Below are 22869 nucleotides of genomic sequence, written 5' to 3'. Positions count from 1 at the left end.
GCCGGTGCACGCACCGTGGTGGTCATGGGATGTGAGGTGCAGACGGTCGCGGGCACGGTGCGTGGCTCGGACGTGGAGGGCGGTCTCGCCTTCCTCGGGATCCCGTATGCCGCGCCGCCGACTGGTGCGAACAGGCTGCGTCCACCCCAGCCGGTCATGGCCTGGGAGGGAGTGCGCGACGCCACGCAGCTGGGGCCCGAACCCCCGCAGGTGGCTCCGCCGGCCACCGGCGGACCGCGTGGGGGTGCGGGTGAGGACTGGGAGGACGTCGCCGGGGCCTTTGCCGAGGTCGACAGGGCGGCAGCGTCCGAGGACTGTCTGAACCTCAATCTCTGGACCCCTCAACCCGGGGCGACCCGCTTGCCGGTCATGGTGTGGATCCAGGGCGGGATGTTCGAGCTCAGCTCCACGGCGGCCTATGACGGCAGCCACTTCGCGAGGGACGGGGTCGTCTGCATCGTGATCAACTGGCGCCCCGGCGCCGAGGGCTTCCTCTACCTCGCCGACGATGTCGCCAACGTGGGTCTGCTGGACCAGGTCGCCGCTCTCGAGTGGGTGCAGGCGAACGTCGCCGCCTTCGGCGGCGACCCGACCAACGTCACCGTCTTCGGCGAGTCTGCGGGCGCGATGAGCATCGGCACGCTCCTGGCGATGCCGCGAGCCCAGGGCCTGTTCCACCGAGCCATCCTGCAGAGCGGCGCAGCCCACCACGTGACGTCACCTGAGGACGCGCTGCGCATCGCCGGCTACCTCGCAGACGAGCTGGGGGTTCCCCCGACCCGGGAGGCCATCGCGGGGGCCGGGGTCCAGCGGCTCCTGGTGGCGCAGGCCGCCCTGAAGGGCCAGCTGCTCACCGACCCGGACCCCGATCGGTGGGGACAGTCCGTGGTGACCAGCACGATGCCGTGGCAACCGGTGATCGACGGCCGGGTCGTCCCCGGGCGGCCGATCGAGCGGATCGCTGCGGGTGCGGGCGGCCAGGTCGACGTCGTCGTGGGGACCAACGTCGACGACTGGCGCCTGTGGCTCGTGATGAGCGGGGCCATCGGCAACATCACCGATGAGATCCTCACCGGGCCGGTCAGGGGAATGGGCTACCAGTCCCTGGCCTCGTACGGACTCCCTGTCCCTGCGGCCCTCGCCGCGTATCGGGAGAGGTACCCGGACGCGAGCCCCGGGGATCTCCTGGCGAAGGTGCAGACCGACTGGTGGATGCGGATTCCCGCCATCCGACTGGCAGATGCCCACGCAGGTGCCGCTCCCACCGCCGGCACCTTCATGTACGAGTTTGCGTGGTCCTCGCCCGGCCTCGGCGCTGTCCACGCTCTCGAGGTGCCGTTCGTGTTCGACACCGCCACCCCTGGGGCGCCACTGTTCGGCCCCTTGCTCGGGAGCGACCCGCCGCAGTCCCTCGCACAGCGGATGCACTCCGCCTGGATCGCCTTCGCCCGCACCGGGGACCCGGGGTGGCAGGCCTACGAGCCCGCTCGCCGCGCGACGATGCGGTTCGACGCGGACTCACAGGTGGTCGTGGACCCGCGCGCCTGGGAGCGCTCGCTCTGGGAGGGGTTGCGGTGAGCACCGCTGGGCGCGCAACACAGGCAGCGACCACCCCCAGCGGCTATCAGCTGACGCCGGTGCCTCGCGACCGTCAACCCGTGCTGGACCGGCTGGCAGGGGCCAATCGCCGCTTCCAGGTCCACGCCTTGCTGGAGCTCGACGTCACGCGAGCGAAGGCCTGCATCCTGGCAGCCGAACCGCGGGTCTCGTGGACCGGCTTCGTGATTGCCAGCGTGGCGCGAGCCGTGGCACAGCACCCAGACGTGAACGCACGCAAGGCGGGAGCCACCATCGTGTCCTTCGACCGGGTCGACGTGGGAGCCACGGTGGAGCGTCATTGGGAGGGACGCACGGTCCTCGACATCGTCGTGATCCCGGACGCGGACGCGAAGTCGTGCGGCGAGCTGTCCGAGGTGCTTCATCGCGCCAAGTTCGGCCCCGGCCAACCGCACCCGCCGCATGGAGTCACCCGGGTCCTCATGCGGATGCCTGGGCCGATTCGCCGGGCCGGGATCCGGGTCATCGGACGCAGACCTGCCCTCGCCGCGAGCTTCGGCCCAGCTGTGGGAGTCACCTCCGTCGGCATGTTCACCCGCGGCTGGGGCTGGGCCGTACCGGTCGCGCCGTTGACGGTGACCGTGACGGTGGGTGGCGTCGCGGACCGACCGGTGGTCCGCGACGGGGTTGTCGTCGCGAGACCCATGCTGCCGCTGACCATCAGCTTCGACCACGCCGTGGTCGACGGCGCTCCCGCCGCCCGCTTCACCGAGACGCTGCGCACGATCGTGGAGACCGCCGCAGCATTCCCCGACCATGGGTGACCGCCCCGGCGAACGACCGATCCGCAAGGGTGTCTACGAGGCGGAGCTGTTCCGCCTCCAGTCCGAGCTGGTCAAGGTCCAGGAGTGGGTCAAGGCCGAGAAGCAACGGGTCGTGGTGGTCTTCGAGGGTCGCGACGCGGCCGGCAAGGGCGGCACGATCAAGCGGATCACCGATTACCTCAGCCCGCGCAACGTCCGGATCTCGGCCCTGCCGACGCCGACCGAGCGCGACAAGTCCCAGTGGTACTTCCAGCGGTACATCGAGCACCTGCCCGCCGCTGGCGAGATCACCCTCTTCGACCGGTCCTGGTACAACCGCGCCGGGGTCGAGCGGGTGATGGGCTTCTGCACACCGCACGAGTACCGACGGTTCCTGCACCAGTGCCCGATCTTCGAGCGGCTGCTCGTCGAGGACGGGATCCTGTTGCGCAAGTACTGGTTCTCGGTGAGCGACGCCGAACAGCAGCGACGCTTCAAGTCGCGGCTCAACGACCCGATGCGGCAGTGGAAGCTCTCCCCGATGGACCTCGAGTCCATCACCCGCTGGGAGGACTACTCCCGAGCCAAGGACGAGATGATGGTGCACACCGACATCCCCGAGGCGCCGTGGTACGTCGTCGAGTCCGACTCCAAGAAGCACGCCCGGCTGAACATGATGGCGCACCTGCTCTCCACCATCCCGTACGTCGACGTGCCACCGCCGACCCTCACGCTGCCCGAGCGCCCGGAGTCGAAGGGCTATGAGCGGCCCCCGCGGGAGCACACCACCTACGTGCCGGACCACGCCGCGTCCCTGCGCTGAGGCGGCCACTCGAGCCGTCCGGACCAGCCCTGAGGTCGGGCCCCATGGCCCTGTCGCCTCAGGACGGGCCCAAAGGCCCTGTCGCCTCAGGACGGGCCCAAAGGCCCTGTCGCGGGCCCGGGTCCCGCCGTTGACTGGGGACACCAGCAACGGAGGCAGTGCGATGCACACAAGGTCGGCACGGACGAAGCGATCCTGGTCCGAGATGAGCGACCGGCAGCGGCGCGGGGTCGTCCTCGGCGCGATGGTGCAGCTGCTCCTGCAGGCCGCCGCACTGCGCGACCTGCGGCGCCGGACGCCCGAGCAGCTGAACGGGCCCCGGTGGGCCTGGGTCTGCGCCACGTTCGTCAACACGGTGGGGCCGTGTGCCTACTTCCTCTTCGGTCGTCGGCGTCCACGCTGACCCGGCAACGACAGTGGCAGCGACAGGAGGTGGCTTCGATGAGCGGGTCCCCGGTAGGGGTTGGTCCCACAGCTGACCCGGCTCCGCTTCGGCCAGCCCGACGCGAGGCGCGGCTCTCGCTGTGGATGCTCGCGGTGTTCGCCGGGTGGACGGCGCTGTTCATCGCCCTGAGTGAACCGGTCGCCGAGCTCCTCGGTGCGCCCACGTCGGGCGGTGAGGTGGTCTACCTCGAGGCCTGGGGCCCTTGGATCGCCGTCACCCTGGTGTGGCTGCTCCCCGTGCTGGTCGGCCTCGGCCTGGCACTGGATGCGCGGCGCCGTGACGTGCGGGAAACCTTGGCCACGGCGGCCATCGTGGTCCATGCGGTGCTCCTGGCGGTGGTGGCGGGCCCACCTCTGCTCGACCGCCTGATCCACCTCGGCTGACGCAGTCCGCCGGGCGCTTCCGGCCGGCCCGGGAGCCCGCACGCCAGCGCCGCTGACCACGCGCCATACCCTCGGACCACGCGCCATACCCTCGTCACAGACTGAGCACGAGCAGGCCGCCGACGCACGCGCCCACCAGTCCGATGGTGATGACGTACAGCAGCCCGGTGCCGCCAACGGCCTTGTCTCCCATCACTTCCGGGTCGCGGGCGAGCCGGTACATCACGACCAGGAGTGGCAGCAGCAGCACGGCGTTGAGCACCTGGGTGAGCACGAGCACCGGCACGAGCGAGACGCCGGGCAGCAGCACCGCACCGGCCGAGAGGACGGCGCAGACCGCGAAGGTCGAGTAGAAGAGCGGAGCCCGCGCGAACCCGTCGTCCAGTGCGCCTTCGTGACCGGTGAAGTCGCACACGGAGTATGCCGTGGACAGCGGCAGCACCGCAGCGGCCAGGAGGGCCGCGCCGATGATCCCGACGGCGAAGAGCGCGCTGGCGAAATGGCCCGCCAGTGGCTCCAGCGCACTCGCCGCGTCGGAGGCGCTGGTGATGGTCTGGTGCCGGGCGTGCAGGGTGGCCGCGCAGGTCACCACCACGAACAGCCCGACGATGCCGGTGAGCAGGGAACCCGTGATCACGTCGATGCGCTCGAACCGGAGGTCGGCGACGGTGAGCTTCTTGTCCACGGCATACGACTGGATGAAGCTCAGGCCCCACGGTGCCAGGGTCGTGCCCACCGTGGCGACGACGACGAGGACGGCGTCACGGGTCAGCGGCATGGTCGGCACGACCAGGCCCCGGGCGGCAAGGCCCCAGTCGGGGCCCACCGCGACGCCGGCGGCGAGGTAGGCGACCAGGACCGCCGCCAGAGCCATCAGCAGGCGCTCGACGCGGTGGAAGCTGCCCTTGAGCATCAGCCCGGAGACGACGGCGCAGGTGACGGGTACGGAGACGTATCGGGAGATGCCGAACAGCTCGAATCCCCCTGCGACACCGGCGAACTCGGCGCAGGTCGTGCCCAGGTTCGCGAGGACGAGGAGCAGGAGGGCCAGACCACCCACCCTGGGTCCGTAGCGGTCACGGGTCAGTCCGATCAACCCTTGCCCCGTCACGACCCCGAGCCGTGCGCCGAGGCTGTGGAAGAGCACCAGGGCCAGCGTCGCCAGGAGCAGGACCCAGGACAGCTGGTATCCGTACGAGGCGCCCAGCACCGAGTAGGTGGTGATGCCGGCCGGATCGTCGTCGGACAGGCCGGCGAGCAGGCCCGGTCCGACCACGGCCCCCAGTGCGGCCAGGGCGGCGCGACGGCCGCGCAGCCGGGTCCGGACGGGGCGGACGTCGGTGCTCATCTGCCCCCGCCCCTCCGGTCGCGTCGTCCCGGCAGCGCGTGGGAGGGCCGGTACCTCCGCCAGCCGGCCGTGCGCAGGAGGCGCCTCGGTACCGGAGCGGTGGGCTCGGTCTGCAGCTCGGCGAGCCGGGCGGCGTGGGACGCCTGGGCGGCGGCGATCAGCCGGCTGGCGTGGTCACGCCCGAGCGCACGGATCAGACGCTGCCCCGTCGCGGGATGGCTGCGGTGGAGGGCGGCCGCTGCATGACGGGGGGGCAGGGCCTGGATCAGCTCGGTCGCGTGTCCCGTGCTGACCCTCGTGAGCAGCTCGGCGAGCCCCTGGCTGTCGAGGCTGTGGAACGCCGCGGTGCTGCAGCCGAGCTGGATCTCGTGACCTCGGCGCGACGTGAGGTGCAGGTCGGTCCAGTCCACGACGACGGGTCGCAGCCACCGGCCGAACCAGCCGATCCCCATCCGCCGCAACGCGGCGGCGAGACCGACCTCGGCCGCTGCCACCTCGAGCGCCCCGTCCGGTTGGCACACGAGGTAGAGGTCCGAGACTCGGGAGAGCCGATAGTCCTGGAGGTCGACGACCTGGGTGTCGACGACGTCTCGTGCCAACAGCAGCTCGTCGGCCCGAAGGGGAAGGTCCCGCTCCGGCAGCGGACGTGCGATCGCGGCGATCCCGTCGCGCACGCGGACCGGGCCGACTTCGGCGATCCCGCGGACCGCGGACAGAGGCAGGAGTCGGGTCGACGTCCTCCCTGCACCGACGACCACACCGGTCACGGTGGGGTCGTCCGCGCCGATGGTGACCGTCAGGTCGCGAAGCCGCCCGAGGGGCGTGCCGGACTCGGTGAGGACCCGGTCACCCAGGAGCGTCGAGAGCAGCACGACAGACGCCATGCCCTCCGGCGCGCTGTCACTCACACCGCACAGCCAAGACGTCGTCGTCGAGCCGAACCAGAGCCGAACGTCCCGCCTGCACCCGTTTCTGAACCGAGCGACCAGCCTCTCGAGTCCACACCGCGTCGGTCAGGTGTACAGGCGCTTCGCGAGACGCTGTGCCTCCACAGCAGTCTCGCGGGCGCGTCGTTGCTCGCGCTCGTGGAGCAGTCCGAAGGTGAAGCTGCTCTCGCCCTGTTCTTTGTCAGCCGTGTCGGCCAGGCGTCGCAGCAGCTGCGCGCTGACCGTGCTGTCCTGGAGCTCGCCCAGCAGGTCCTGCAGCCGCCGGTACCGGTCGACGGTCCGCAGCGCCTTCGGGCCGCTGACGGGTGCGATCACCTCGGCGGCATACCGAGCCCGTTTGGCTGCCTTCCGGGCGCTGTGCATGTCCTCCACGTCGCCTGAGCGTCGAGCCCGGGCGAGTCGCTCGGCCACGACGCGGTCTGCGTCCTGGAGCAGGTCGCGGAGGGTCGAGTCGGGCCGCGTGGCCTTGGCGGTCCAGGGGGTCTCGGCCTGCCATCGTCGGAGCTGGCCGACGAGCTCACGATGGCGTTCACTTCCCAGCGCCTCCACCACGGCCGACCAGTGCTGGAGCCGGTCGCGGCCGAGCTCGACGTCGATCCGGGTGCGCACCGGGCCGACGACCAGCTCCTCGTCGAGCTCGGCCACCAACCCATCGAGCCGGTCCTGCAGGACCTGCAGGTCACGCACTGGGCCCAAGATGCTTGCCCACCAACGCAGTTCGCGATCAAGTTCTTCGCCGGCAGGGGAGGCGAAGAGCGGACTGAAGACGCGCAGGGCGCTGCGGGAGCGGCGCGTCGCGACCCTCCCCGCGTGGACGACCGACTCGTCGCGCTCCCGAAGTGCGTCGTCCGCCGCCAGCAGGACGGTGAGCTGCGTTCCCAGAAAGGGCCCGACCAGTGATGCGGCGGTGCCCGGAGCGGTCGGCTCGGGACTCATCGGGTGAGGTGCCTTTCGCAGGGCTGACGTTGGTGAGAGGGTCTCACGCGTTGGCTGCCCGCACACGGCTGTTCCCGTCACAACTGCCCGATGCACCTGCCCGATGCACCTGCCCGACGCACCGGGCCGCCGCGGTCGCGGGGCGTCCGAGTGCAGATGCCGACCGGCACACCCGGGTCTACAGTCGCGGCATGGACGATGGTCCGACAACTCAATCCCGCACCCCGGACCACGTCATCGTCATGGGCGTGTCGGGGTCGGGGAAGTCCACCGTGGCCAAGGGGATCTCGACGGTGACCGGGTGGGAGTTCGCCGAGGGGGATGCGTTCCACTCCGAGGCGAACGTCGCCAAGATGCGGGCAGGGGAGCCGCTGACCGACGAGGACCGTTGGCCGTGGCTGGAGGCGATCGGCGCCTGGATCTCGTCGAAGGAGGAGCAGGGCGAGTCGGCGGTCATCACGTGCTCGGCGCTCCGGCGCGTCTACAGGGACGTGCTGCGCAAGGACAGGGCACACGTGCGGTTCCTCCACATCACGGCGCCGTCGGAGCTGATCCGCGACCGGATGGAGCACCGGCCGGGCCACTACATGCCCGCCTCCCTGCTGCCCAGCCAGCTCGCGACGCTGGAGCCGTTGCAGCCTGACGAGGCCGGGGTCGTCATCACGAACGAGGGCACCGCAGCCGCGGTGCTGGACCGCGCGCTGTCTGCGCTGGGTGTCAGGAAGGACCACTCATGACCGCCTCCCTCCAGCACGGCCTGTCGGGGGCCGCCGCCCTCGCCACTGCCGATGCGCCGTATGCAAGCGACGGCGTGCTCGTCGTCGCCTGCGTCGTCGGCATCCTCGCCGTCGTCCTGCTCATCACCGTGGCCAAGCTCCACCCCTTCCTGTCGCTGATGCTGGGATCGGCGGTCCTGGGAGCCATCGCCACGATGCCACCGGCCGACATCGTCGCCAGCTTCATCAAGGGCTTCGGGACCACGACGGGCTCGGTCGGCGTGCTGATCGCGCTCGGCGCCATGATCGGCAAGATGCTCGAGGACTCCGGGGGCGCCAACAAGATCGTCTCGACGATGATCGGTCGGGTAGGGCGCAACGGGCTGCCGTGGATGATGGCCGCCATCGCCGCCATCCTCGGTCTGCCGTTGTTCTTCGAGGTGGGCGTCGTCCTCCTGGTGCCCGTCGTCGTCATGGTGGCCCGCCGCACCGGACTGTCACTGATGCACGTCGGCATCCCGGCCCTGGCGGGCCTGTCGGTGCTGCACGGCCTGGTGCCGCCGCACCCGGGCCCGTTGACCGCCATCGGGCTGCTCAAGGCCGACCTGAGCCTGACGTTGCTGTTCGGCATCATCATCGCCATCCCCACCGTCGTGGTCGCCGGGCCGGTGCTGGCGCGCTTCGTCCACAACTGGGTGCCCAAGCACGCCACCGACCTTGCGTATGCCGGGGCGGGTGCGCCCGGCGGTGGCGCCAGCGCGCCGACGGGGTCCTCGGCTGACGTGGGCGACGCGCGTGCCGAGCGGAGCCTCGATGAGACCGGTGCGGCGCAGCCTGGTCGGCGCCAGGTGCCGTTCGCGTCCGCACTGGTGGCCATCACCCTGCCCGTGCTCCTCATGCTCATCGATGCGGTGGCCAAGCTGGTGGTCACGGACGAGAAGACTGGGTTCCGCAAGGTCACCGACTTCCTGGGCACCCCGGTCGTCGCCCTGCTCATCGCGGTGATCTTCTGCTACTTCGCCCTCGGCCTGGCCACGGGCATGAACCGCATGCAGGTCAGCGACTCGTTCGGCGCGAGCCTGCCCGGCATCGCGGGGATCATCCTCATCGTCGCTGCCGGTGGCGGCTTCAAGCAGACCCTCGTGGACGCGGGGGTCGGGGACGTCATCAAGAACTGGGCGGAGGGCGTGAACATCTCGGTCCTCCTGCTCGGCTGGCTGGTCGCGGTCCTCATCAGGCTCGGCACCGGGTCGGCGACGGTCGCCACGATCACCGCAGCAGGCATCGTGGGCCCGCTCGGCGCGAGCCTGACGGACAACCACCTGGCTCTGCTCGTGCTCGCCATCGGCTGCGGTTCCCTGTTCTTCAGCCACGTCAACGACGCAGGGTTCTGGCTCGTCAAGGAGTACTTCGGGCTGACCGTGGGCGAGACCATCAAGTCGTGGTCGGTCATGGAGACGGTGATCTCCGTCGTGGGCTTCGCCCTCGTGATGCTGATGAGCGTGATCGTCTAGCGGCGGCCCGACCTACGCACGACGTCTTGCCCGACGCCACCTCGAGGACCACACTGACCCGATGGACGTGCATGACGAGGCGGCTGCCCTTGGCGCGGTGCAGGAGCGGCTGTCAGACCGCTTCCCCGAACTGGACCCGCACGTGGTCGAGGCCGCCGTGCGGGTGGCGCACTCCGAGCTCACCGGGCCGGTCAGGGCATACGTCCCGGTCCTCGTCGAGCACCTCGCCCGCGAGCGGCTCGGCTCCATGGTCCGCCGATAACCCTTGGTCCCCGGCTCCTGGCCCCCAGCCACTGGCGCCAGACGCCCAGCCCCTGACGCCCAGCCCCTGACGCCCAGCCCCTGACCACCAGCCCCTGACCACCAGCCCCTGACCACCAGCCCCTGACCACCAGCCACAGCCGCGAGGCCATGGCAGGCGTCGGGCTGAGCGACGGGGTTCAGCGACGGGGCCGGACCGCCAGGTAGACGGTGTTGGTCGACTCGCCACCGGTCAGCGGGTTCGGGAACGGCACCACGTGGGCGTCGGCGACCTCGAACGCCGCGCCCATCCGCCGCACCACCTCGGGCTCGGGCGGCTCGTCCGACCACAGGGCGAAGGCGCCACCGTCCGCGATCATGGCGCCCACCCGCGCGAAGCCCTCGACGGTGTAGAGGTCGCCGTGGTCGTCGCGCAGCAGCCAGTCGGGGGCATGGTCGATGTCGAGCAGCACCGCGTCATAGGTGCGGTCGGCCCGACCCGCGCGCACCAGGTCGAAGAAGTCGTCGCGCACCAGGCGAACGCGTGGGTCGGCCGCCATCCCCTTGCTGTCCGGCAGGAGGTCACGCTGGTGCCAGGAGATCACCTGCTCCAGCGCCTCGACGACGGTCAGCTCTGTCACGCGCTCGTCCTCGAGCGCTGCCAGCGCCGTGTACCCGAGTCCGAGACCACCCACCAGCACCGTCAGCGACTCGCCGGGCACGGCTGCGAGACCGATGCGCGACAGCTCCTCCTCGCCAATGGTGAACTGGCTGGACATGAGGAAGTCGTCGCCCAGCTTCACCTCGAACACATCTCGCTCGGTGATGCGGTCCCAGCGCCGGCGGAGGCTGATGGCGCCCCATGGTGTGTCGCCCCAGTCGAGCTCCTCGATCCTCACCTCCCGAGACTAGTGCGCCTCGTCGGCCTCGGGCGCCGGCGCAGGGCGGCAGGGTCGTCGGTGCCACCGCAACCGGTGCTCGGGACCATCGACCCTCGACCCGACGGCGCCACTGCCTCCACCATGGGGCGTGCGACCGTTCCTTCGACCGTCCGGCTCGTGGCGTCGGCCTGTGCCCGTGCCGGGCGTCCACGTGGCGCTTGGCTACCGGAAGGCGTGGCTGCGCGGTGACGTACTGGCCGGGGTGACGGTCGCCGCCTACCTCGTGCCCCAGGTCATGGCATACGCGGAGGTCGCCGGTCTCCCCGCGGTGGCGGGGCTGTGGGCTGCTGCGGCGTCCTTGCTGGTCTACGCGGTGCTCGGGTCGTCGCCCCAGCTGTCGGTCGGCCCGGAGTCCACCACCGCGCTCATGACCGCCGCAGCCTTGGCTGGCATGGCCAGCGGGGATGCAGCTCGGTACGCCGCGCTGGCCGCTGCCCTGGCCGGGATGGTGGGGGTGATCTGCCTGGTGGCGCGAGTGGCACGACTCGGTTTCCTGGCTGACCTGCTGTCGCGCCCGGTCCTCGTGGGCTACATGGCCGGGGTTGCGCTGCTCATGGTCGTGAGCCAGCTGGGCAAGCTCACCGGGATGACGGTCCACGGCGAAGGCCCCGTGGAGCAGATCGCCTTCGTGGTGCGGCACCTCGCGGACGCCGACCCCACGACGATGGTCCTCGCGCTCGTGCTCCTGGTCTTCCTCCTGCTGGCGGGGCGCTACCTCCCGCGACTCCCGTCTCCGCTCATCGCGATGCTCCTGGCGGCTGGGGTCGTCGCCCTCTTCCACCTCGACTCGGCCGGGGTGTCGGTGGTGGGTGACATTCCCCGCGGCGTGCCCCACCTCCAGCTCCCGGTGCTGGAGGGCAGGGAGCTGTTGTCGCTCCTGCCGGCCGCGTGTGGAGTTGCCCTCGTGGCCTTCTCCGACAACGTGCTCACGGCACGGGCCTTCGAGTCGCGGGACGCGAAGCCGATCGACGCCAACCAGGAGCTCCTGGCCCTGGGTGCGGCCAACCTGGCGGTCGGTGCGGTGCAGGGATTCCCTGTCAGCAGCAGCGGCAGCCGCACCGCGATCGGCCACGCGATGGGGAGTCGCACCCAGCTGCACTCAGTGGTGGCTCTCGGCACCGTCGTCGCCGCGGTCGCCTTCCTCGGGCCGATCCTCGCGGCGTTCCCGCGCGCGGCGCTCGGTGCGATGGTCGTGTATGCCGCCACGCGGCTCATCGACTTGACCGAGTTTCGCCGGATCCTGGCCTTTCGCCGGGTCGAGTTCGCGCTCGCCCTGGGGACCACGGCGGCGGTGCTGGTCTTCGGAGCCTTGGAAGGGGTGCTCGCTGCGGTCGCGTTGTCCGTCCTCGATCTCGTGCACCGTGTCACCCGACCCCACGACGGAGTCCTGGGCTACGTCCCCGGGATGGCCGGGATGCATGACCTCGATGACTACCCGGGGGCCACCACCGTCCCGGGTCTGGTGGTCTACCGCTACGACTCCCCGTTGTTCTTCGCCAACGCCCAGGACTTCACCAAGCGCGCCCTGGCGGCCATCGACTCGGCCGAGACGCCCACCCGGTGGTTCCTGCTCAACGCCGAAGCCATCGTCACCGTGGACCTGACGGCGGCGGACGCGCTGGAGTCGCTGCGACGAGAGATCGAGCGGCGGGGGATCGTGTTCGCGATGGCGCGGGTGAAGCAGGAGCTCCGCGACGACCTCGCACGAACGGGGTTCCTGTCGCAGGTGGGGGAACACCGGGTCTTCATGACCCTGCCGACGGCCGTCGAGGGCTACGTGGAGTGGTCGGTCGCGAACCTCGGCCATCCTCCGAAGGGGTACGAGCCGCGCTAGCCGGGGCCGCGAGGGTGCGCCGAAAGAGGTTGTCCGCTGCTGTGGTCGCCCGGTGTGGTCGCCCGGTGTGGTCGCCCGGTGTCGGAGGCCGGTGTCGGAGGCCGGTGTCGGGGTTTCCACCCGGAGGAGTCCCGCTTCGAGCGGGACCGCCGGTCGCCAGGTGGCGCTGGGTCATCCCGCTGAGGGTCGACGGAGACTGAGCTGCTGGGGACGGTCAGCTGGTGACGTCGTAGAGCGGGGCCAGCGCACGGTCCGGGTCGAGCGTCGGCAGGAGCGCATCACAGATCGCGCGGAGCTGCGCCACCTGGGTGGGGGTCAAGGCGTCGAAGACGTGGCGCCGCACGGTCTCGACGTGTCCGGGGGCTGCCGCGACGACGGCGTCCCAGCCGGCCGCCGTCAGACGTGCGTTGGTGGCCCGCCCGTCCTGCGGGCAGGGGAACCGCTCGACGAGTCCGCGGTCCTCGAGGCGACGCACGACGTGGGAGAGCCGGGGGAGGGTGGCGTTGGTGCGCGCCGCGAGACCGGTCATCCGCAGGGTGCGTTCGGGGGCTTCCGAGAGCATGGCCAGCACGTAGTAGTCGAAGTGGGTGAGCTGTGAGTCACGACGCAGCTGGGCGTCGAGCGCACCGGGGAGCAGCTCCACCACGGCGATCAGGCGCAGCCACGCGGCACGCTCGTCCTGGTCCAGCCATCTCGGGTCCATGGGATGAAGTGTAGCCAACACTTGAAGGAACAACTAAACCGTGTATGGTGTTACTTGAAGCAACAACCAAACGGAATGCGGCAGGGGCCGCCCAGACCAAGGAGCACCACATGGCACATCTCTCCATCATCGGCACCGGCACCATGGGCCAGGCCATCGCCGCCGTCGCGGGCCGGGGCGGTCACACCGTCCAGCTGCTCGGTCAGGGCGACGCCGCGACGCAGGTCACCGGTGACATCGTCGTCCTCGCCGTGCCGTACCCGGCCGTCAGCGCCGTGCTCGCCGAGCGGGGCGAGAGCCTGGCCGGCAAGGTCGTCGTCGACATCACCAACCCCCTGAACTTCGAGACCTTCGACTCGCTGACCGTCGCCGCCGACGGCTCCGCGACGGCAGAGATCGCCGCCGCGCTGCCCGAGTCGCGCGTCCTGAAGGCGTTCAACACCACCTTCGCCGGCACCCTGGCCGCAGGCAAGGTCGGCCCGCTGACGACCACGGTGCTGATCGCCGGTGACGACGCCGACGCCAAGCGCGACCTCGCCGGGGTCATCACCTCCGGTGGCCTCAAGGCCATCGACGCCGGCTCGCTGGCCCGGGCCCGCGAGCTCGAGGCGATCGGCTTCCTGCAGATCACCCTCGCCGCCGGCGAGAAGGTCGCCTGGACCGGCGGATTCGGCGTCGTCGACGCCTGACGACCCCACCCACAGACGTATGCCGCGTCGCCCCGCACACGGGCGGCGCGGCATACCTGTGCTGGAGGTGGGGCGACGGGCCGGGAGCTTCGTCAGCCGGTGAGGACCACGAGCTGCTGGGTGGCGCGGGTCATCGCCACGTAGCGGTCGACCGTGCCCTCGATGCCCTCGCCGAAGCGGTCCGGGTCGACGAGCACCACGAGGTCGAACTCCAGCCCCTTCGAGAGCTCGGGCGTGAGGGACCGCACCCGCCCGGCGGCCTCGAAGGTGGGGTCACCGATGACGCAGGCGACCCCGTCCGGGCTCGCCTCGAGCCAGGTGTCGAGCACTGCCCGGAGGTCGGCCGTCGAGCCGTGCACGACAGGGATCCCGGTGCTGCGGATGGAGGTCGGGACGTTGGCGTCCGGCAGTGCAGCCCTGATGACGGGCTCGGCCGCGACCATGACCTCCTCGGGGGTGCGGTAGTTGATGCTCAGTGACGCGAGGCGGCTGCGGTCGAGGCCCACCCGCTCGAGCCGCTCCTGCCAGGACTCGGTGAACCCGTGGCGGGCCTGGGCCCGGTCGCCCACGATCGTGAAGCTGCGCGAGGGGCACCGGGCCAGCAGCATCTGCCACTCCGCGTCGGTGAGCTCCTGCGCCTCGTCGACGACGACGTGCGCGAACGGACCGGCCAGCAGGTCCTGGTCGACGTCCCGGAGGGCGTCCTCGTCGACCCAGCGGTCCTTGAGGTCCTGTCCCTTGAGCATCGACATGACCTTCATCTCGGAGTCGTCGGTGGCGATGAGGTGTTCCACCACCTGCGCCATCTGCTCGCGCTCCGCGGCCACAGCAGCCTCGTGCCGGCGGCGCCGACGGGAGGCCTCGGGGTCGCCCAGCCGGTGCCGCGCGGCGTCGAGCAGGGGCAGGTCCGACACCGTCCAGGCCTGGGCGTCGCGCCGCTGCAAGGTCGTGACCTCCTCCTGGCTCAGCCAGGGGGCGCACATCCGCAGGTATGCCGGCACCGACCACAGGTCGCCGACGAGGTCCGTGGCCTCGATGAACGGCCACGCCCGGTTCAGCGCCTCCTGGAGCTCGCGGTCCTGGTGGAGCGCCCGGCGGAGCAGGTGGGCCGGGACGTCCTCGTCGTGCTGGTCGACGATGATCGTCACCAGCTCCTCCCAGACCTGCTCGCGGGCCTCGTTGTGGGGCGTCCCGGGGTCGGCGGCATCGAACGCCGTCACCCAGTCGTCGGGGCTGAGCCGCACGTCGTCCCAGGGCGTCGTGACCGTCAGCGGCTCGGTCGGGGGCTCCTCGTAGAACCGCACGGCCCGGTCGATCGACCTGACGAGGTCGGCGGACGCCTTGAGCCGTGCCACTTCTGGATCCGCCTCGACCTGCGCAGTGGCGCCCTCTGGCACGAGGTCGCGCACGGTGCAGGTCTGCACACCCTCCTCGCCGAGGCTGGGGAGCACGTCGGAGACGTAGGCGAGGTATGGCTGGTGGGGGCCCACGAACAGCACCCCACCACGGCGGTGTCCCAGCCGGGGGTCGGAGTACAGCAGGTATGCCGCCCGGTGCAGTGCCACGACCGTCTTGCCGGTGCCCGGCCCACCGTCCACCACGAGTGCGCCGCGTGAGCTCGCCCGGATGATCGCGTCCTGGTCGGCCTGGATGGTGCCGAGGACGTCGCGCATCCGGGCGGAGCGGTTGCTCCCCAGACTGGCGATGAAGGCGGACTGGTCGTCGAGCGCTGCGGCGTGCCCGCTGAAGCCGTCCGCGGTGAAGACCTCGTCCCAGTAGTCGTTCACGCGGCCGCGCAGCCACCGGTATCGGCGACGGAACGTCAGTCCCATCGGGTTGGCGTGGGTCGCAGCGAAGAACGGCTCTGCGGCGGGGGAGCGCCAGTCGACGAGCAGCTGGCGTCCGGTGCGGTCGGTGAGCCCGAGCCGACCGACGTACACCGGGTCGCGGGGGTGGGTGGCGTCCGGGTCGGCGCTCACCATGTGACCCAGGCACAGGTCGAGGCCGAATCGACGCAGGGCACGCAGCCGAGCGGTCAGCCGGTGAACCTCGAGATCGCGCTCCAGCACCTCCTGGCCGGCCCGAGCCGGTGCGGTGCGCTCGGCGTCGAGGCGCTCGGAGAGGTCGGCGATGGTCTGCTCGAGGCTCTCCCTGATGGCCTCGAAGTGCTCTTCGTCGCGGGAGATCAGGCGGGGATCGGCCTTGGCCGCCAGGCGTTCCGGCAGGTCGAACGCGCGCTGGGCCGTGACCCCGTCTCGCTCGACTCCCTCGTCCCGGGGCGTCCTCGCCGTCCGAACCCCCGTGTCCGCGCGCTGCATCCCTGCGTCCCCCCTGTCGTCGGTTCCGGCCACGAGCGACGATTGTGGGGGAGCACCAGGGCCTTGCCGCAAGACCCCCTCTGCGCTATACGTTGGAGAGGGAGGACAGCTGCGGTCGCGTCGAGCTATCGACGGGGCGTGGCCCAGAGGGGGGCGATCTCCTTGCGGTATCCCCGCCCGAAGATCCCACCGATGATCGACAGGACGGGCGCTGGCACGCTGGCGGTCACCCCCGCGCGCTCCTCGGGCGAGGCGCCGTCGAGCACCCAGGCGAAGAACCGACCGCCCTCCGCCAAGCCCGACTTCCCGAACGCCCTGCCCATGGCCTTGATCTCGGGGGTGTCCTTCTTGGCCTGGTAGACCGGCTCGAGCTCTGCCTCCTCGTGGTCGAGGTGCAGCACGGTGACCGTGCGCAGCCTCTCGAAGCGGGCCTTGGCGGCGGCCGCCTGGTCGGCGCCCGGGTCGCGGAGCAGGTCGCTCATGCCCTCCCGGGTCTCGGCGAGCGCAGCAGCCATGGTGTCGTGCTCGGCGTCCATGGTCGCGAGGAGCTGGGTGCTCACGCCGACGGCGTGCAGGGCGGGCCACGCGATGCGGTGTTCGCCCTCGTGGTGGCGGGTGAGCTGGTCGTCGAAGTTCGCCCACGCCGCGCCCAGCTGGGCTGCCCTGGCGCGGTCGCCGGGTCGGAACGTCTCGAGCGCGGTGATGAAGCGGTCGAGGTCGCGTCGGAAGGCGCCGTGGATGGCCTTGTTCATGCTCATCTCTCCCATGGCAGGACTGTAGGACCGCGGGCCTGATCCGTGAACCACCAGGAGGAGGACCGGTAGCCTTCGGACACCGACCACTTCCTGCGGTGGCTGGCACGCGCCGCCGCCCCCCCGAGGGGCGCGGCCCCACCGAGAGGCACGGATGAGGAGTCGACTCGCCAGCCTGGTGCTGCGCGCCAGCCGGTGGACCCCGGTGGGGGAGGTGCCCCGCACCGGCATCCTCGTCGGCGCTCCGCACACGTCCAACTGGGACTTCGTGATGATGCTCCTGATCATGTGGCGCGGGGGTGTGACGCCGCGCGTGCTGATCAAGAAGGAGCTGTTCAAGGGTCCTCTCGCGTGGCTGCTGCCGAGGCTCGGGGGGCTTCCGCTCGACCGGGAGCACCCGGGAGCCGTCGTGCGCGAGCTCGTGCGGGAGGCACGCAGCGGTGAGCCGTTCCTGCTGGTCCTCGCCGCCGAGGGCACCCGTCAGAAGGGCGAGTACTGGAAGTCAGGGTTCTGGCGGATCGCGCGCTCTGCCAAGCTGCCGATCGCGCTCGCCTTCATCGACAGGCCCACTCGCACAGCAGGGTTCGGCCCGACCATCACGGCCACCGCTGACGTCGTCGCCGACATGGACAAGATTCGTGAGTTCTACCAGGACAAGCGAGGCATCCACCCGGAGCTGCGCACCGAGCCCCGACTGCGCGAGGAGCGGCGCTAGGGCAGACTGCCGGGAAGCAGCACCCGACCAGGACCGAACCCGACCAGGACCGAGGAGACGTGGTGGCCGAACGCAACGTCCTGGGTGGCGAGCTGGAGGAGTGTGGCACGAGCCCGATGACCGGGTTCTACCGCGACGGCTGCTGCTCGTCGGGGCCGGAGGACCTGGGCAGCCACACGATCTGCGCGGTCGTCACGGCCGAGTTCCTCGAGCACCAGCGAGGCATCGGCAACGACCTGTCCACGCCGATGCCGGAGTATGGCTTTCCCGGTCTCGTGCCGGGGGACCGGTGGTGCGTCACCGCGCTGAACTGGGCCCGCGCCCACCGCGACGGGGCCGCCGCGCACGTCGTGCTCGCGGCGACGAACGAGGCAGTCCTGCGCGTGGTGCCCCTCCGGGCGCTTCAGGAGCACGCGGTCGACGTGCCGCCCGACCTGAGCTCACTGACCTGACCGGTCGGCCGGCCTGACGGCCCCGGACCGTGCGAACGAGCGATGGTCACTGCTGCTTGACCGCTCGCCAGCCGCCGGCGCGGTTGTTCGCGATGATGTGGCGCAGGAACTCCAGGAGGGCCGGTTCGTCGACGGGATCGCCTTCCCAGAAGGCGATCGTCCGGGCTGTGGTGTTGTCGTGGCCGCCGTTCACGAGGCCATGCGGGTCCGGCACGATCGCGCCGTCGTAGACGAAGAGGTTGACGTGGTCCTTCGCGGCCAGCAGCGCGCAGACGTTGCCGGCCAGGACGAAGTAGGGCTGCACCCGGCGCTTGACGACCTCCTGCACCTCGGGGTCTGCTGCGTGGGCGATGTCGCGCAGCCGCTGGCACAGCTCGCGCTGCCACTGTGGCAACGGGTCCAGGTAGGCGTCGACACCGGGGTCGCGCTGGTAGGTGTCCATGGAAGGTAGACCGTCGCGGCGGCGCCGACTCATCGGCATACCCCGACAGCGAGCCGTCAGCGTCGCGGTGCGCTCGGCGCCACCGCGGCGGCGAGCGGGAGCAGCACCGTGAAAGTGGACCCTTGGCCCAGCACCGACTGGACGTGGATGGTGCCCTCGTGCCCCTCGACGATCGCCTGCACGATCGACAGCCCGAGGCCGGTGCCCTGCACGGCCCGCTCGGTGGCGTCGGTGGCCCGGAAGAACCGCCGGAAGACCTGGCGTTGGTCCTCCTCGGAGATCCCGTAGCCGCTGTCGCTCACCACGAGGCGGGCGTGGTCGGCACCATCGGGGTCCGGCACGGTGTCGAGGGTGAGGGTGACGATCCCCCCGTCAGGCGTGAACTTCACGGCGTTGGACAGCAGGTTCAGGACCACGCGCTCGATCGCGGTGTCGTCGCCGTCCACGGTGACGGGGCGGGTCGCGATCTCACGGCGCAGGTGGAGCCGACGCTTCTGCGTGAGCGGTCCGGTGGCCTCCCACGCGTGGTCGACGACCGCGGCGAGGTCGCAGGGTCGCCGAGCCAGGTTGAGCTGGCCCGACTCGATCCGCGAGTTGAGCAGCAGGTCTTCGATGAGACTCAGCAGCCGCCGGCCGTTGCGGTCGATGCGCCCCACGAGGTCGAGCTGCTTGTCCGTCATCTCGCCGACGGCACCGTCCTCGAGCATCTCGGTGTAGCCGAGGACGCTGGCCAGCGGGGTGCGGAACTCGTGGCTGACCGAGGAGAGGAAGTCGGTCTTGGTCTGGTCGAGTGCGGTCAGCTCCTCGACAGCGCGACGCTCCCGCTTGAGGGCCGTCTCGACGGCATCGGCGGCGAGACGGCGCTCCGTCACGTCTTCGGCGACCCCGATGTAGCCGGTGACCAGGCCGTCCTGGTCCACGATCGGGCTGATGGTCAGGTCGACGACGAGGTGCTTCTTGTCGCGGGTGACCCAGGTCCAGTCGCGGGTCTCGCTGCGACCTGCCTCGTCGAGCTCGTGGACCAGGACCCCGGGGCCCGGTGGCACGCCGAGCTCGCGGGCCCGCGCCGCTATCTCCGTGGGCTCGTGCAGCTCCACCCAGTTGAGCGAGCCGACGACGTCCTGCGACTGGTAGCCGAGCAGGTTGGTGGCCCCGCGGTTGAAGAGCGTGATGGTGCCGGTGGAGTCGGCACCGATGATCGCGGTGGCCGCCGCGGAGTTGAGCACGGTCTGGGTGAAGGTCGCCTCACTGAACAGGTCGGCCAGCGCGTCGCGGCGCTGGGTGGAGGCGACGCCCAGCGCCAGACCGGTGACGGCGGCGGTGACCAGGAAGGCCTGGGTGAGGGCCCCCACCGTCTCGGGCGCCACCGCGCCGGACTGCCCCGCGATCGCGAACGGCCCGTAGCCCTGGCTCGTGAGCAGGACGACGACGACCCCGAGCAGCGCCAACTCCGTCGCGAGGGCTCGCAGGTCCAACCTGGTCGCGCCCCAGACGAGGACGGGCAGGGGAAGGAAGGCCAGTGGCAGTCCGTTGGTCGAGGCGAACACCCACAGGGTGACGCCGAGCAGGACCAGACCCTGCAGCGCGTCTTCCAGGCGCCACGGAATCGCAGCCTTCGTGGAGATGGCGACGCCCAGTGGCGCCAAGGTCAGCACGGCGGCCGCATGGGAGGCGGTCACGGCGTAGGCGGTGGGGAAGAAGGTGCGGTCCAGGGTGTAGGTGACGGTGAGGCCCGCCAGCACTCCGAAGACGACCGCGCCCGCGAGCGTCGCGAGCAGGAGGCGCCCGAGGTCCTCCAGGGCCGCCAGCCTCGGGCGGTAGCTGGTGCGGGTCATCGCCGCCCAGACGACGGCGGCCTCCGCCGTGTTCGCGAACCCGAAGCAGGTCGCCGCAAGTGGTGGCCGTCCGCCGTACAGGTTCGCCAGCCCGCTCGACACCACCATCCCCACCAGGAACAGGGCCGCACGGCGGCGGTTGGGTCCGGTGGCCAGGAGGAAGGCGACGGCCAGCCCCGCCGCCGGCCACCAGACGGCCACGGACGACCCGGGTGGAGCGAACCGGACCGCGGTTGCGCCGAGGACGAAGACGCCGACCAGCACGATGGCGGCTGCCACGTCCCACCGACGCAGGAGGGCGATCAGACCGCTCACAGCGCCCTGCCCACCGGGCGGCCGACGAACCGCCGGGCGGCTCGCGGCACGCGAGGGTGATCCTCCGGGCAGGTGGGCATGGCCCATTCTTGCGCAGCAGGCACGCACAGGTGGGGGACATCGGTACTGACGCCCCGCGAGGAAGACGCTGACGCCCCGCGAGGAAGACGCTGACGCCCCGCGAGCAAGAGCAAAACCAAGGGGGTTCCACCCGGATGTCCCACACCGTCCGTCCTAGGAGGTGTGGAGTGGTGTGAGGACAACAGGGAGGGGGGCCTGCGTGGAGCCGCGTGACGACTTCGAGGCGTTCGCCCGTGCCCGGTGGCTGCCGCTGCTGCGCACCGCCACCCTGTTGACCGGTGACGTCCACGCGGCCGAGGACCTCGTGCAGGAGACCCTGGCGCGCGCCGCCCAGCGCTGGTCGGTCGTCTCGTCCGCCGGGTCGCCGGAAGCCTACGTCCGGCGGATCCTCTACACCCGATCGGTCGATGCCTGGCGGTGGCGGCGGCACCAGCCCGATCCGGTCGAGGTGACCGAGCGACTGGGCGCGCGGGGCCGGGACGAGGCGGTCGACGCCGAGGTGCGGCTCACCCTGGCCGAGGCCCTGACCCGGCTCACCCCGAAGCAGCGCGCGGTGCTCGTGCTCCGGTTCTACGAGGACCGCACCGAGGTGGAGGCGGCCGAGGCGCTCGGCTGCTCGGTGAACACCGTCAAGTCGCAGACGAGGCATGCCCTCGAGCGCCTCCGGGTCCTCGCCCCGGAGCTCGCGAACACCTTTGGAAGGACGGAGGTCCGCCGATGAACCGCTCATCCCTCGGTTCGGCGCTGGACGACCTGGTCCGCGACGTGCAGCCGTCCAGCGGCCCACCGGTCGAGGCCCTGTGGGCTCAGGGTGGTCGCAGGCGGGCCCGCACGCGGCTCGGAGGTGGTGCCGCCGTGCTGATCGCCATCGCCCTCGTGGCGTTCGTCAGCTGGCCGAGCCTCTCCCAGCCCGAGCCACCGGAGGTCCCGCAGCCGGCCCGCACGGTCGCGCCGGACACCTACCCGTCGGTGCTGGCCCACCCCTACTTCGCCCCTGACGCGCTCACCGCCCACCGGGCCATGACCGTGGCGGTCCTGGACGGCACCACGGCATACACGGTCGACTCCAAGGGCGCCGCGTGGAAGTTGCCGGGCGCCCGCCTCCAGCGCAGGTATGCCGCGCTCTCACCAGACGGTCGCTGGCTCGTGGACGGGGAGCGCGTGTTCGACCTCGTCAGGGGACGCAGCCAAGAGGTCGTCCAGCCCGGTGCCGTCGACGACATCCAGCTGTGGGCGGCATGGGCGCCGAACTCGGGCCACTACGCCCGGGCCTACGAGCCGTCCAGCGACGTGGTCGTGTCCACCCCGGACGGCACGCAGCTCGTGGTGCCGGCCGCGTCGCCCCTGGAGCAGGTGACCCGCGGATCGCTGGTGACCGGTGGATGGCTCGACGACCGCACCGTGATGGTGACCTACGGGTCGGTGTCGGAGCCGGCCATGGAGGTCCAGACGTGGACCATCGGAGACAGCTCCTGGCGCTCACGGGGACGGCTGACCTACCCCCAGACCCTTGACCTGGCCGCCAGCAGCACCGCGGCTGCGGTGTCGCCGGACGGCACCACCCTCGTGATCGCCGCGTCGGACTCGACCCACCGAAACGACACCGCCCTGGCGACATGGGACCTCGCGGGGCTGCTGGGCTCGGGACGGCCCACTCCGGCGAGCATCCGGCTGCTCGGCTCGCGTTACTCCGTCGACGGCATCACCTGGCGCGACCACACCCCGTTGGTGACGGTCAGCGGTCGGACCGGCCCGGTCGGGGGACCAGCCCTGGTCGACAGCACGGCTGGTTTCGCAGGGCAGACGTCGTGGCGTCAGGGCGCGTTCGCGGGCTCGCCGTACTGGAACTCGGCTGCCGTGTGGAGGGCGCGGCTCGTGGTCTGGACCGCGATCCCGCTCGCGCTCTTCGGGGTGTGGCTGCTCTGGCGCGCAGGGCTGTGGGTCGCCCGTCGCCTGGGCATCATCGACGGCCCGCTCCCGTTGCGGTTCGACCTCGCCTGGTGGCGCCGCTAAGGCGCCTGGTCCCAGGTCTCGTGACACCTTCCGGCGCTGGGCTAGTCTCCGAACTGAGGAAGGGAGA

23 protein-coding genes are annotated in these 22869 nt (G+C 71.1%); 14 read left to right on the top strand and 9 right to left on the bottom strand.

Annotated features, from left to right (window positions below; genetic code table 11):
• Positions 1–24 precede the first annotated feature (24 nt).
• From AC1DX8_RS15865 to AC1DX8_RS15845, 5 genes are all read left to right on the top strand, one after another.
• Positions 25–1578: a carboxylesterase/lipase family protein gene (locus AC1DX8_RS15865; protein WP_477630904.1), complete on the top strand. Its 1554-nt coding sequence runs from the start codon at positions 25–27 to the stop codon at positions 1576–1578.
• A gap of 80 nt (positions 1579–1658) precedes the next feature.
• Positions 1659–2381, top strand: coding sequence for a 2-oxo acid dehydrogenase subunit E2 (locus tag AC1DX8_RS15860; RefSeq protein WP_477630903.1), 723 nt, complete (start codon positions 1659–1661; stop codon positions 2379–2381).
• Positions 2374–3183, top strand: a complete 810-nt coding sequence (gene ppk2 / locus AC1DX8_RS15855; RefSeq protein ID WP_477630902.1) for a polyphosphate kinase 2 — start codon at positions 2374–2376, stop codon at positions 3181–3183. Before AC1DX8_RS15860 ends, ppk2 begins: the two co-directional genes overlap by 8 nt.
• Before the next feature lie 205 nt (positions 3184–3388).
• Positions 3389–3586: a PLD nuclease N-terminal domain-containing protein gene (locus tag AC1DX8_RS15850; RefSeq protein WP_477630901.1), complete on the top strand. Its 198-nt coding sequence runs from the start codon at positions 3389–3391 to the stop codon at positions 3584–3586.
• 38 nt (positions 3587–3624) lie between these two features.
• Positions 3625–4011 (top strand): hypothetical protein, encoded by a 387-nt coding sequence (locus tag AC1DX8_RS15845; RefSeq protein ID WP_477630900.1) that lies wholly within the window; start codon positions 3625–3627, stop codon positions 4009–4011.
• Positions 4012–4105: 94 nt separating this feature from the next.
• On the opposite strand, the gene AC1DX8_RS15840 is transcribed toward AC1DX8_RS15845, so the two are convergent.
• The 3 genes from AC1DX8_RS15840 to AC1DX8_RS15830 form a co-directional block, all read right to left on the bottom strand.
• A complete protein-coding gene (locus AC1DX8_RS15840; protein ID WP_477630899.1) occupies positions 4106–5359 on the bottom strand; it encodes an NRAMP family divalent metal transporter in 1254 nt (417 codons plus the stop codon).
• Positions 5356–6267 (bottom strand): hypothetical protein, encoded by a 912-nt coding sequence (locus AC1DX8_RS15835; protein ID WP_477630898.1) that lies wholly within the window; start codon positions 6265–6267, stop codon positions 5356–5358. The genes AC1DX8_RS15840 and AC1DX8_RS15835 overlap by 4 nt, the downstream gene beginning before the upstream one ends.
• A 105-nt stretch (positions 6268–6372) precedes the next feature.
• On the bottom strand, positions 6373–7242 hold the full coding sequence (locus tag AC1DX8_RS15830) for a CHAD domain-containing protein (RefSeq protein WP_477630897.1): 870 nt from the start codon (positions 7240–7242) through the stop codon (positions 6373–6375).
• Positions 7243–7433: 191 nt separating this feature from the next.
• On the opposite strand from AC1DX8_RS15830, the gene AC1DX8_RS15825 reads away from it, so the two are divergent.
• From AC1DX8_RS15825 to AC1DX8_RS15815, 3 genes are all read left to right on the top strand, one after another.
• Positions 7434–7979 carry a gluconokinase gene (locus AC1DX8_RS15825; RefSeq protein ID WP_477630896.1) on the top strand — a complete coding sequence of 182 codons (546 nt, stop codon included), beginning with the start codon at positions 7434–7436 and terminating at the stop codon, positions 7977–7979.
• Positions 7976–9472: a GntT/GntP/DsdX family permease gene (locus tag AC1DX8_RS15820; protein ID WP_477630895.1), complete on the top strand. Its 1497-nt coding sequence runs from the start codon at positions 7976–7978 to the stop codon at positions 9470–9472. Before AC1DX8_RS15825 ends, AC1DX8_RS15820 begins: the two co-directional genes overlap by 4 nt.
• A 61-nt stretch (positions 9473–9533) precedes the next feature.
• A complete protein-coding gene (locus AC1DX8_RS15815; protein ID WP_477630894.1) occupies positions 9534–9734 on the top strand; it encodes a three-helix bundle dimerization domain-containing protein in 201 nt (66 codons plus the stop codon).
• Positions 9735–9912: 178 nt separating this feature from the next.
• Here AC1DX8_RS15815 and AC1DX8_RS15810 read toward each other — a convergent pair whose 3' ends face one another.
• The gene (locus AC1DX8_RS15810; protein WP_477630893.1) at positions 9913–10611 is read right to left on the bottom strand and encodes a spermidine synthase; all 699 of its coding nucleotides are present in this window, start codon (positions 10609–10611) and stop codon (positions 9913–9915) included.
• A 178-nt stretch (positions 10612–10789) separates the two neighbouring features.
• Here AC1DX8_RS15810 and AC1DX8_RS15805 point away from each other — a divergent pair, with 178 nt between their 5' ends.
• The gene (locus AC1DX8_RS15805; protein ID WP_477630892.1) at positions 10790–12487 is read left to right on the top strand and encodes a SulP family inorganic anion transporter; all 1698 of its coding nucleotides are present in this window, start codon (positions 10790–10792) and stop codon (positions 12485–12487) included.
• 214 nt (positions 12488–12701) lie between these two features.
• Here the strand turns inward: AC1DX8_RS15805 and AC1DX8_RS15800 are convergent, their stop codons facing one another.
• Positions 12702–13190, bottom strand: coding sequence for a MarR family winged helix-turn-helix transcriptional regulator (locus AC1DX8_RS15800; RefSeq protein WP_477630891.1), 489 nt, complete (start codon positions 13188–13190; stop codon positions 12702–12704).
• Positions 13191–13300: 110 nt separating this feature from the next.
• Between AC1DX8_RS15800 and AC1DX8_RS15795 the strand changes: the two genes are divergently transcribed.
• Complete coding sequence (locus AC1DX8_RS15795) at positions 13301–13879, top strand: NADPH-dependent F420 reductase (RefSeq protein WP_477630890.1); 579 nt, start codon at positions 13301–13303, stop codon at positions 13877–13879.
• A 92-nt stretch (positions 13880–13971) separates the two neighbouring features.
• Here the strand turns inward: AC1DX8_RS15795 and helR are convergent, their stop codons facing one another.
• Together helR and AC1DX8_RS15785 are read right to left on the bottom strand one after the other, a co-directional pair.
• Entirely contained in the window at positions 13972–16230 is a 2259-nt protein-coding gene (gene helR, locus AC1DX8_RS15790) for an RNA polymerase recycling motor ATPase HelR (protein ID WP_477630889.1), read from the bottom strand.
• Between the two features lie 92 nt (positions 16231–16322).
• A complete protein-coding gene (locus tag AC1DX8_RS15785; RefSeq protein ID WP_477630888.1) occupies positions 16323–16964 on the bottom strand; it encodes a hemerythrin domain-containing protein in 642 nt (213 codons plus the stop codon).
• A 139-nt stretch (positions 16965–17103) separates the two neighbouring features.
• Between AC1DX8_RS15785 and AC1DX8_RS15780 the strand changes: the two genes are divergently transcribed.
• On the top strand, positions 17104–17664 hold the full coding sequence (locus AC1DX8_RS15780; protein ID WP_477630887.1) for a 1-acyl-sn-glycerol-3-phosphate acyltransferase: 561 nt from the start codon (positions 17104–17106) through the stop codon (positions 17662–17664).
• Positions 17665–17726: 62 nt separating this feature from the next.
• Positions 17727–18116 carry a DUF2237 family protein gene (locus tag AC1DX8_RS15775; RefSeq protein ID WP_477630886.1) on the top strand — a complete coding sequence of 130 codons (390 nt, stop codon included), beginning with the start codon at positions 17727–17729 and terminating at the stop codon, positions 18114–18116.
• Between the two features lie 46 nt (positions 18117–18162).
• Here AC1DX8_RS15775 and AC1DX8_RS15770 read toward each other — a convergent pair whose 3' ends face one another.
• A complete protein-coding gene (locus tag AC1DX8_RS15770) occupies positions 18163–18558 on the bottom strand; it encodes a DUF1801 domain-containing protein (protein WP_477630885.1) in 396 nt (131 codons plus the stop codon).
• 56 nt (positions 18559–18614) lie between these two features.
• The gene (locus AC1DX8_RS15765) at positions 18615–20708 is read right to left on the bottom strand and encodes an ATP-binding protein (RefSeq protein ID WP_477630884.1); all 2094 of its coding nucleotides are present in this window, start codon (positions 20706–20708) and stop codon (positions 18615–18617) included.
• 280 nt (positions 20709–20988) lie between these two features.
• Between AC1DX8_RS15765 and AC1DX8_RS15760 the strand changes: the two genes are divergently transcribed.
• Both AC1DX8_RS15760 and AC1DX8_RS15755 read left to right on the top strand, forming a co-directional pair.
• Positions 20989–21510 (top strand): SigE family RNA polymerase sigma factor, encoded by a 522-nt coding sequence (locus AC1DX8_RS15760; RefSeq protein WP_477630883.1) that lies wholly within the window; start codon positions 20989–20991, stop codon positions 21508–21510.
• Positions 21507–22802, top strand: a complete 1296-nt coding sequence (locus AC1DX8_RS15755; protein WP_477630882.1) for a hypothetical protein — start codon at positions 21507–21509, stop codon at positions 22800–22802. The genes AC1DX8_RS15760 and AC1DX8_RS15755 overlap by 4 nt, the downstream gene beginning before the upstream one ends.
• Positions 22803–22869: the final 67 nt, after the last annotated feature.

This window comes from Pedococcus sp. P2_A3, from assembly GCF_056405035.1.
This window is presented reverse-complemented; position numbering and strand designations above follow the sequence as displayed.